The sequence below is a fragment of the Geodermatophilus sp. DF01-2 genome, from assembly GCF_004571065.1.
Taxonomy (GTDB): domain Bacteria; phylum Actinomycetota; class Actinomycetes; order Mycobacteriales; family Geodermatophilaceae; genus Geodermatophilus.
On sequence record NZ_SPQN01000111.1, the window covers coordinates 1 to 10,128 of the forward strand.

8 protein-coding genes are annotated in these 10,128 nt (G+C 75.4%); 5 read left to right on the forward strand and 3 right to left on the reverse strand.

What is annotated here, in order from left to right:
• The 4 genes from dnaE to E4P41_RS19855 form a co-directional block, all read left to right on the forward strand.
• Positions 1-3,145: DNA polymerase III subunit alpha (gene dnaE / locus E4P41_RS19840; protein ID WP_135142954.1), on the forward strand; the 3,145-nt coding region annotated here is incomplete at its 5' end.
• Between the two features lie 256 nt (positions 3,146-3,401).
• The gene (locus E4P41_RS19845; RefSeq protein ID WP_135142955.1) at positions 3,402-3,881 is read left to right on the forward strand and encodes a VOC family protein; all 480 of its coding nucleotides are present in this window, start codon (positions 3,402-3,404) and stop codon (positions 3,879-3,881) included.
• A gap of 184 nt (positions 3,882-4,065) precedes the next feature.
• Entirely contained in the window at positions 4,066-4,824 is a 759-nt protein-coding gene (locus E4P41_RS19850; RefSeq protein WP_135142956.1) for a methyltransferase domain-containing protein, read from the forward strand.
• Positions 4,821-6,005, forward strand: coding sequence for a nucleotide pyrophosphatase/phosphodiesterase family protein (locus E4P41_RS19855; protein ID WP_135142957.1), 1,185 nt, complete (start codon positions 4,821-4,823; stop codon positions 6,003-6,005). The genes E4P41_RS19850 and E4P41_RS19855 overlap by 4 nt, the downstream gene beginning before the upstream one ends.
• On the opposite strand, the gene E4P41_RS19860 is transcribed toward E4P41_RS19855, so the two are convergent.
• The 3 genes from E4P41_RS19860 to E4P41_RS19870 all read right to left on the reverse strand — a co-directional run bounded on the left by E4P41_RS19860 (position 6,002) and on the right by E4P41_RS19870 (position 8,632).
• Positions 6,002-6,943 carry a sucrase ferredoxin gene (locus tag E4P41_RS19860; RefSeq protein ID WP_135142958.1) on the reverse strand — a complete coding sequence of 314 codons (942 nt, stop codon included), beginning with the start codon at positions 6,941-6,943 and terminating at the stop codon, positions 6,002-6,004. The genes E4P41_RS19855 and E4P41_RS19860 overlap by 4 nt on opposite strands.
• Before the next feature lie 19 nt (positions 6,944-6,962).
• A complete protein-coding gene (locus E4P41_RS19865; protein WP_348536510.1) occupies positions 6,963-7,961 on the reverse strand; it encodes a cupin domain-containing protein in 999 nt (332 codons plus the stop codon).
• A 308-nt stretch (positions 7,962-8,269) separates the two neighbouring features.
• Positions 8,270-8,632, reverse strand: coding sequence for a hypothetical protein (locus E4P41_RS19870; protein ID WP_245177509.1), 363 nt, complete (start codon positions 8,630-8,632; stop codon positions 8,270-8,272).
• A gap of 380 nt (positions 8,633-9,012) precedes the next feature.
• On the opposite strand from E4P41_RS19870, the gene dinB reads away from it, so the two are divergent.
• The coding region (gene dinB, locus E4P41_RS19875) for a DNA polymerase IV (protein WP_245177510.1) at positions 9,013-10,128 on the forward strand (1,116 nt) is incomplete at its 3' end.

A 10,128-nucleotide genomic window follows, 5' to 3' on the forward strand; every position in this document is an offset into this window, starting at 1 on the left:
GGCCCAGGCGCTGCTGCGCTTCGCTGCCGCGGAGGGCGTGCCGGTGGTGCTGACCAACGCCGTCCGCTACGTCGACGCGCTGGACGCGCCCACCGCCGACGTCCTGGACGCGGCGCGGCGGCTGGTCCCGCTGGACACCCGGCACGTCGACCGGCGCACCGCCGAGGGATACCTGAAGTCGGGCAAGGAGATGGCCGAGGTCGCCGAGGACCTCGCCGGCCCCGACCGCGACGCGACGCTGCGGCTGCTGGAGCGCACCGCCCGGCTGGCCGAGCAGTGCGCGGTCGACGTCCGGGCCGACCTGGGCATCGGCACGGTGCGCTACCCGGAGCTGGACGTGGTCACCACCCCGGCCGAGCAGGGGATGGGCCCGTCGGCGGTGCTGCGCGCCCGCTGCGAGGCGGGGCTGGGCCGGCGGGGGATGGTGCACACGCAGGAGGTGGCCCGGCGGCTGGACGACGAGCTGGCCGTCATCGACGAGCTCGGCTACCCGTCCTACTTCCTCACCGTCGCCGACGTGGTCGACCTCATCAAGAGCCTGAGGGTCCGGGCCGCGGCGCGCGGGTCGGGCGCCGGCAGCCTGGTCACCTACCTGCTGGGCATCTCCGACGTCGACCCGATCCGGTACGGCCTGCTGATGGAGCGCTTCCTGTCCCGGCTGCGCCACCAGCTGCCCGACGTCGACATCGACGTGGAGTCGGCTCGGCGGATGGAGGTGTACGACGCGGTCCTCGACCGCTTCGGCGCCCACCGGGTCAGCTGCATCTCGATGATGGACACCTACCGGGTGCGGCACGCCATCCGCGACGTCGGCGCCGCGCTCGGGCTGCCGCCGGCCGAGGTCGACGCGGTCGCCAAGGCGTTCCCACACATCCGGGCCAACCAGGTGCACGCCGCGCTCAAGGACCTCCCGGAGCTGCGGGCCAGCCGGCTCGGGTCCAGACGAACCGGCGGCAATGGTGATCTGGACCTGCTCTTCGACCTCGTCGCCCGGCTCGACGGTCTGCCCCGGCACATCGCCCTGCACCCGTGCGGCGTGCTGCTCTCCGACGCCACGCTGCTCGACCGCACCCCGGTGGAGAACAGCTACCTGGGCTACCCGATGAGCCAGTTCGACAAGGACGACGTCGAGGAGCTGGGGCTGCTCAAGCTCGACCTGCTCGGCATCCGGATGCAGTCGGCGATCGCACACGCCCTCGACGAGGTGGCCCGGGTCGACGGGGAGACCGTCGACATCGACGCCGTCCCGCGCGACGACCCGACGACGTTCGCGCTGATCCGGAGCACCCGCACGCTCGGCATGTTCCAGATCGAGTCGCCGGGACAGCGGGAGCTGGTCGGCAAGTTCGGCCCGGAGACATTCGAGGACATCATCATCGACATCTCGCTCTTCCGGCCCGGACCGGTGAAGAGCGACATGGTGACGCCGTTCCTCCTGGCCCGGAACGGCTGGCGGGACCCGGTCTATCTCCACGACGACCTCGCGCCCTACCTGGAGCAGACCGCCGGGGTGGTCGTCTTCCACGAGCAGGTGCTGCAGATCGTGGCGCAGATGACCGGCTGCGACCTCGACCAGGCCGACGAGGCGCGCCGTGCACTGGGGAACCGGGAACTGCACGCCGAGGTGCGGGAGTGGTTCAGGCCGCTGGCGGTGCAGCGCTACCCGGTCGAGGTGGTCGAGCAGGTGTGGGAGGTGCTGGTCGCCTTCGGTTCGTTCGGTTTCTGCAAGGCCCACGCTGCGGCGTTCGCGCTGCCCACCTACCAGTCGGCCTGGCTCAAGGCCCACCACCCGGCGGCCTTCCTCGCCGGGGTGCTCACCCACGACCCGGGCATGTACCCCAAGCGGCTGATCCTCGACGACGCCCGCAACTTCGGCGTCCGGGTGTTGGGCCTGGACGTCAACGCGTCGACCGGCAGCTACCGGGTCGAGCGCCTCGATCCTGACGCCGACCCTGACAATGAGGCTGAGGTCGAGGGTGACGGGTGGGTCCGGCCGGGGTGGATGCCGGCGTCGATGCCCGACCCGTCCCGCTACGGCATCCGGCTGTCCCTGGCCGACGTGAAGGGCATCTCCGTCGACGAGGTGGTCCGGGTCGTGGCCGGGCAGCCCTACCGGTCGCTTCCCGACTTCTGGCACCGGGCGTCGGTCTCGCGGCCGGTGGTGGAGCGGCTGGTGCTGGCCGGGGGCTTCGACTCCCTCTACGGCTTCGGGGTCCGTGACCGCGAGGCCGGCCGGCCCACCCGCCGCCGGCGGCAGGTCACCCGCCGCGACCTGCTGCTGCAGATCGGCGAGCTGGACCGGTGGAGCCGCAGCGGTGCCCGGGTCGCCACGACCGGTCAGCTCAGCCTCGACCTCATGGGCCTCGAACCGGAGGGCCTCGAACTGGAGGGCAGAGAGCTGCCCGGGGAGGAGGCGGAGGAGCCGGGGCTGGGTTGGGCCGAGGGCAGTGGGCTGCCGGAGTTCACCGACGCCGAGCTGGTCCGCGCCGAGCTGGAGGTGCTCGGCCTGGACGCCAGCCGGCACGTCGTCGACTTCTACCGGCCGTTCCTCACCGCCATCGGCGCGGTGCCCGCCGGCGAGCTGCTCGGCAGCCGCAGCGACTCGGAGGTGCTGGTCGCCGGGGTCAAGGTGGCCACCCAGACGCCGCCGATCCGCTCCGGCCGCCGGGTGGTCTTCGTGACCCTCGACGACGGCACCGGGTGCACCGACTCGACCTTCTTCGAGGACGCGCAGGGTCCCTACGCCGCCACCGTCTTCCACTCGTGGCTGTTGGTCATCCGCGGGGTGCTGCGGCGCACCGGCCCGCGAGGAGTCTCGCTGCGGGCCACCGGTGCGTGGGAGCTGCCGGCGTTGCACGAGGCCTGGGAGACCGGCGGGCTGGAGGCGGTGGCCGAGCAGATGGCCGCCCCAGGGCAGTACACCGAGGCGGCGATCGCCGGGGCCGCGGCCTCGCACGGCGCGCGGCCGGTGGTCGTCAAGCCGGTGCTGGTGCACCCGACCGGGTTCCGGATGTCGCCCTACGCCGACATCAAGCCCGCCGGCGAGGACGCCATGGCCGTGGCCCGGCGGGACGCCACCCGCCGGGGGACGTCGTCGGCGCCGCGCAAGCTCTGGCACTCCAGCCCGGGCAGCTCCGGCCACTGAAGCCGACCCGGTGCAGGAGATGCACAACACGTGATGGCCCGAAACGCCCACCACTCGATGACCCGTGCGGGGTGCGGTACGGGACACCGGTGCACCGGGACGGTCCAGAACCGGGCCGGTCTCGGGCTCCTCCGGTTCCCCGGTGGACGGAGGCGGATGTGCCCCTCGAAGCGGCGGGCGATGACTTCCGGCGGGTGCCGGCGTCTACTCCTCGACGCCGGAGCCGACCGCCCCGCCCACGAGAGAGGACATCTCGATGCCCAAGCAGATCCCGTGCCTGTGGTTCGACGGCACCGCCGAGGAGGCCGCCGCCCACTACACCTCGATCTTCCCGAACTCCTCGATCGGCGAGGTCACCCGCTACGGGCCGGACATGCCCATGCCCGAGGGCACCGCGATGACGGTCGGCTTCACCCTCGACGGCCAGGAGTACGTCGGCCTCAACGGCGGTCCGCAGTTCTCGTTCAGCGAGGCGATCTCCTTCCAGATCATGTGTGCCGACCAGGAGGAGGTCGACCGCTACTGGACCCGGCTGACCGACGGCGGCGAGGAGAGCATGTGCGGCTGGCTCAAGGACCGGTACGGCGTCTCCTGGCAGGTCGTCCCGATCGAGCTCACCGCGCTGCTCAACGACCCCGACCCCGGCCGCGCACGGCGGGCCACCGAGGCGATGCTGCAGATGCACCGCATCGACATCGCCGAGATCCGGCGCGCCGCCGACCGGATCCCCGCCTGATCGGGTTGGCGGCCCGCGGTCCAGACCTTCCTCCACGGCAGCTCCGGCGGTGAGTGCTCGTGCACTCACCGCCGGAGCTGCCGGGAACGACGTCCTCCGGCGGCCGGTCGCCCCGCCCGGTCAGCCTCCGGCGATCGCGGTGATGACCCGGTGCGGCCCCGCCACCGCGGCTAGGCTCCGACGGGTGCCGCCGTCTGCTCCCGCCTCGCCCGCCGCGGACCAGCTGCCCGCTCGCGCGGCCGCCGTCTGGGCCGCCCTCGACCCGGTCGTCGCGACGGGCCACGCACTCCGGGTGCTCGACGTCGGCGGCGGGAGCGGCAACTTCGCCGTCCCGCTGGCCCGGCTCGGCCACGACGTCACCGTGGTGGACCCCAGCGCCGACGCCCTCGCGACGCTGAACCGGCGGGCCGAGAACGCCGGTGTGGGGGCGCGGGTGCACGGCGTGCAGGGCGACGGCGACCAGCTGCACGAGGTCGTCCCGGCGGGAGAGGGCGGCGGGGACAGCTACGACCTGGCGCTGTGCCACTCGGTGCTCGAGGTGGTCGACGACCCCGCCGCCACGCTCCGCGAGCTCGCCCGGGCACTGCGTCCCGGCGGCACCGCCAGCGTGGCGGCCGCCAACCGGGCCGGTGCGGTGCTGGCCCGCGCCGTCGCCGGCCACCCGGTCGAGGCGCTCGCCCTGATCGAGGACCGCGACCCCGCCCCGCGCCGCGCCGCCCGCCCCGCCCGCCGCCGGTTCACCCCCGACGACCTGCTCGCGCTCGTCACCCACGCCGGGCTGCAGCCGGGCACCTGGCGCGGGGTCTCCGTCGTCGCCGACCTGCTCGACGTCACCTCTGACGCCGACCCCGAGGCGGTCCGCCGCCTCGAGCTGGCCCTCGCGGGCCGCTCGCCGTACCGGGACGTCGCCGCCGGGCTGCACGTCCTCGCGACCCGCCCGTGAGCCATCCGCCCGCGAGCCTCCCGGCCGACCTGGCCCGCCCCGCCTACGGGACGGCCACCCTCGCCGACGTCCTCCCCGGCGTCGCCACCGCGCTCGGCGTGCCGGTCGAGCGCGACGACCTGCTGCCGGACCCGCTCGGCCTGGCCACGGAGCTGGGCGGCGCCCGCCGGGTCGCCGTCCTGCTCGTCGACGGACTCGGCGCCGACCTCGTCCGCGCGCACGCCCACGTCGCACCCACCCTCGCCGCGCTCGCCACTCCGGCCGGCGACCTCTCCGCGCCCTGCCCGAGCACCACCCCGGTCAGCCTCACCACCCTGGGCACCGGGCTGCCGCCGGGCAGCCACGGCGTGCTCGGCTTCGTCACGGCCGTCCCGGGGGAGGAGCGCACCCTCGACCACGTCCGCTGGACCGACGACCCCGATCCGCTCCTCTGGCAACCGCGGCGCAGCGTCTTCGAGCAGGCCGCGGCCGTGGGGGTCGAGGTCACCGCCGTCGCCCCCTACGCGTTCCGCGGGTCGGGCCTGACCAACGCCGCCTACCGCGGCGCGCGCTACGCCGGCACCGTCGGCGCCGGTGACCTGGCCGGCGTCCTCCTGCAGTCCCTGGCCGCCGCTCCGCGCACCCTCGTCTACGGCTACACCGCCGAGCTCGACCTCATCGGCCACGTCCGCGGCGTCGACTCGCCCAGCTGGCGCGCCCAGCTGGCCCTGGTCGACCGACTCGTCGAGCAGGTGGTCGCCGGGCTGCCGGACGACGCCGCCCTGCTGGTGACCGCCGACCACGGGATGCTCGACGTCCCGGCGGAGACCCGGCTCGACCTCGACGCCCACCCCGGGCTGACCGAGGGCGTCCGGCTGCTGGCCGGGGAGCCACGGGCCCGCTACCTGCACGCGGTCGCCGGCGCCGAGGTCGACCTGCTGGCCCGCTGGCGGGAGGTCCTGGGCGAGCGGGCCTGGGTCGCCGGCCGCGACGAGGCGATCGCCAGCGGCGTCTTCGGCCCGGTGGACGACGAGCTGGCCGCGCGCATCGGCGACGTCGTGGCGCTGGCCCGCGGCACCTGGGCGCTCACCGCGACCGAGCGGGAGCCCGGCCCCAGCCGGCTGGTCGGCTACCACGGCTCGCTCACTCCCCGCGAGCTGGCGATCCCGCTGCTGACCGCCCGCGGCCGCGCGCTGGGTTAGACGCCGGAGAGCAGCCGCACGTGCCAGGTGCGGCCGTGCGCCTCGTGCACCGCCCGGCAGGTCAACCGCGCCGCCTCCTCCGACGGGCGGCTCTCCACCTCGGTCACCACGTCGCCGTCCGGGCCGGCGAGGGTGACCACCCACCGCTCGACCTCCCCGCCGGCCAGGGACAGCCGGCGTATGTCGCGCGGTGGCAGGTCGTCGACGCCCAGCAGCGACAGCTCACCGCGGGCGGTCTGCTGAGCCGCCTGCACCGGCGCCGGCCACCCCGACCGGCCGCGCAGCCAGGGCAGGGCGACCCGGCCGCGGGCGTGCGCGGTCACCAGCTCGGCACCGTCGTCGGGAACCTGCCCGTAGTAGAAACCGTGCGGCAGGACCAGCACGTTGCTCGCGAACCGGCACCCGCCCAGGTGGCTGCACTCCCACACGTCGTCGGCCGGCATCCGCCTGGCGAGTGGCCGCCCGCGCAGTGCGCAGCAGGCGTCGTGCCCGCCGTGCGCGCACACCAGGTACACCGGGCCGTCGGCCGGCTCGCCGACCGACCCGTCCCACGGCGCGTCGACCAGCTCGGCGTCGCTGCCGCGCACCGACCACCACATGTTCTCCGCGCCGGGCCTCCCGTCGACGTAGGCCCAGCGCCGCCGCGAGTCGGCCAGCCGGTCGCCGGGACGCCGGATGAGCAGCACCCGCACCCCCTCGGCCCGCGCCCGGTGCGCCAACCGCGGCGCCACGGCCGGGTCGAAGCGGGATTGGGTGAGCGCATCGATCCCCCACGGGCCCGGCTGCTCGACGAGCAGCCAGCGCTGCGCGGGGGAGGCCGTGCCGACGCCGGAGTCCCCGCGGACGAGCGCCTGCACCGAGCAGCGGCCCGCGTCGAGCCGGCCCGCCGGCAGTCCGGGTGCCTCCGGGACCCGGCAGAAGTCCGCGGGGACAGTCACGCGAGGTGACCCGGCCGGATCACGATCCGTTCCCGGGCGTGCGCTCACGCCCTCCATGGTCCCCCGTCGTCGCACCGGGCACGGTGGCGATCGACTCGGTGACCAGCCTCCGGGCCAGGGTGAGCTGGTCGGCGGCGTCGAGCCCGGGCAGGTCGGCGACCTTGAGCTCACCGGCGGCCAGCAGCTCCGCCAGTGCGGGACGGGTGTCGGCGGGCAGCTCCAGGGAGCGCCGACCGGCGACGAGGGTCACCCTCCCGTGGGTGGCCTCGCGGAGTCGGCAGCGCAGCCGGCGGCGCAGCCGCAGCACCGTGTCGAGGGAGAGGGCGGCCGCCGCGGTCGCCTGGGCCAGCGGCGCCACCGGTTCCGGGCGCACCTGCGACCAGGTGCGCGCCCGCAGCCGGTCGGCGACCTCGGTGGGGTCGACCCGGTCCAGCCAGCCCTTCAGCGCGGTCACGACCGTCGCGACGTCGTCGGCCACCGCGGCCGGGTCGGCGAGGTCGACGCCCAGCGGCAGGGAGCGGCGCAGCTCGGGGTCGTCGGTGGCGAGCACCCGGACGAGGTCGAGCGCGGACTCCGCGGCCGCCCAGCGGGTCACCGAGTGCACGCCGACGGTCAGGTGCGCGCTGATCTCACCGAGCGCGGTCGCCGAGTGCAGGTAGCCACGGGGCAGGTAGAGGGCGTCCCCGGGGCGCAGCACCGCGTCGATCACCGGCTCGCGCTCGGCGGCGGCGGCCACGGCGGCGGCCCGGTCGTTCCACGGCTGGGTGCGCAGGGGGTCGGGGAGCACCGGCTCGTGGATCCGCCAGTGCTTCTCGCCGGCCACCTGCAGCACGAACACGTCGTGCACGTCGTAGTGCGGGGAGAACCCGCGCGAGGAGGGCGGGGTGACGTAGGCGTTGACCTGCGTCGGGTGGCCCAGGTCGGCGGCCAGCTGGTCGGCGAACTCGATCAGCGGCGGCCACAGCCGGTGCAGGCCCTGCAGGACGACGGTGCTCCCGTCGGCGAACAGCCGCAGCACCGCGTCGGAGGAGACCTGGTCGGCGACCTCCGCGCCGGCGCCGCCCGAGGTGGTGAAGCGCGTGGCGTCGACGACCGCGCCGTCCTTGGCGATCCGCAGGAACGGGGTGCGCAGCCCGCGGCGGGAGAGCAGCTCGTCGACCGCGGCGAGGTCGAGCAGGTCGGCGTAGGAGCCGCCGGTCTCCTCGGCGCGGGTCAGCAGCGGCCGGCGGGCCCAGTGCTCCTCGGCGAAGACCCGCGGGTCCAGGGCGGTGCACCGGCGCAGGGCCGGCCGGGAGCCCGGCCGGCCCTCCGCGGTGGGGTCCTCGGTCAGGCGGAACCGTCCGCGCCGCCGTCGGCACCACCGTCCGCGCCACCGTCGGCTCCACCGTCGGCACCGCCGTCCGCGCCACCGTCGGCACCACCGTCCGAACCACCACCGGCGGCACCGCCGTCGGCCGGGCCGTGGCCGGCGCCGCTGTCGGCGCCGCCGTCCGCGCCGCCGTCGGAGACGCCCGACGTACCGGCGGCACCGCCGTCCGCGGGGCCTTCGGTGCTGGTCATGTCATCGTCGTCGAGCGCCATGGGCTTCTCCGAATCGATCGGGTCGTCGAACCGCCGGACGGCGGCTTCCGACGGCCTCCTTACCTCGCCCGACGCGGACCCACACATGCCGCCGTCCCCCTCGGGCACCGAGTCCGGAGCGGGTGTGTCAGCACGTCACCAGGGCGGCGGAGGCGTGTGCCGCCCCCCCCGGCACGGCCCTGGCGCTGCCGGTAGCGGGCGCACTCGATGGGCGCCGGCGCGCGTCCGGTCCCGGCCGAGCTCGGCTGTCCCGAGCGGCGGGACGACTCGCCCGGACGACGACTCGCCGGTTCCCGTGTCGATCCATCTCGTCCCTGTGGTCGCGGTCCCGCTGACCGTGCGCGGCGCCCCGGGAGAACGCCGGAGCGCCGCCGCGTCGGCAACTGTCGACGACGTCGCGCCACGGATCTGCGGAGAGTTCCCCGTGCCCGGCCCGCGGGGAGCCGCTAACGTCCCCTTGTCGAACAAGCGTTCGAGAGGGGAGAGTGGTGGCGGGGGCGGAGCACGCGGCCGGGTGCACCGTGCTGCACGTCGACATGGACGCGTTCTTCGCCAGCGTCGAGGTGCGCCGCCGGCCGGAGCTGGCCGGGACGCCGGTCATCGTCGGCGGGGCCGGCAACCGCGGAGTGGTCACCTCGGCCACCTACGAGGCGCGCCGCTACGGCGTGCACGCGGCGATGCCGACGTCCCGCGCACTGCGGCTGTGCCCGACGGCGACGGTGCTGCCGGGGGACATGGCGCTCTACGCCGAGGTGTCCCGAGCGGTCATGGCGCTGTTCCGCTCGATCACGCCGCTGGTCGAGCCGCTGAGCCTGGACGAGGCGTTCCTCGACGTCGCAGGCGCCGGGCGGCGGCTCGGCGACGCCGCCGAGATCGGCGAGTACCTGCGTGCCCGCGTCTACGACGAGCAGGGCATCACCTGCTCGGTCGGCGTGGCCGGCACCAAGTTCGTCGCCAAGCTCGCCTCCACCGCCGCCAAGCCCGACGGGCTGCTCGTCGTTCGGCCGGCCGAGGTCATGGACTTCCTGCACCCGCTGCCGGTCGGCGCGCTGTGGGGAGTAGGCGCCAGGACCGAGGAGGTGCTGCTGCGGCTGGGGCTGCGCACCGTCGGCGACCTGGCGCACGTGCCGGTCCGCACGCTGCAGCGTGCGGTGGGGTCGGCGGCCGGCGCGCACCTGCACGAGCTGTCGTGGGGCCGCGACCCCCGCCGGGTGGTGCCCGACGAGCCGGAGAGGTCCACCGGGCACGAGGAGACCTTCGGCACCGACGTCGACGATCCGGCGGTCGTCCACCGGGAGCTGCTGCGGCTCTCCGAGCGGACGGCGGGCCGGCTGCGCTCGGGCGGCTGGCTGGCCCGCACGGTGACCGTCAAGGTCCGCTTCGCCGACTTCGCCACGATCACCCGCAGCCGCACCCTCGACGTCCCCACCGACGTCGGGCAGGAGCTCTACGACACCGCCCGCGCGCTGTTCGACGCCCTGGGCCTGGACCGCGCGCGCATCCGGTTGGTCGGCGTGCGCGCCGAGCGCCTGGTGCCAGCCGGGTCGACGCCGCGGCAGCTGGAGCTGGGTGCCCGGGAGCGCGGCCGCCGCGAGGCCGAGCTC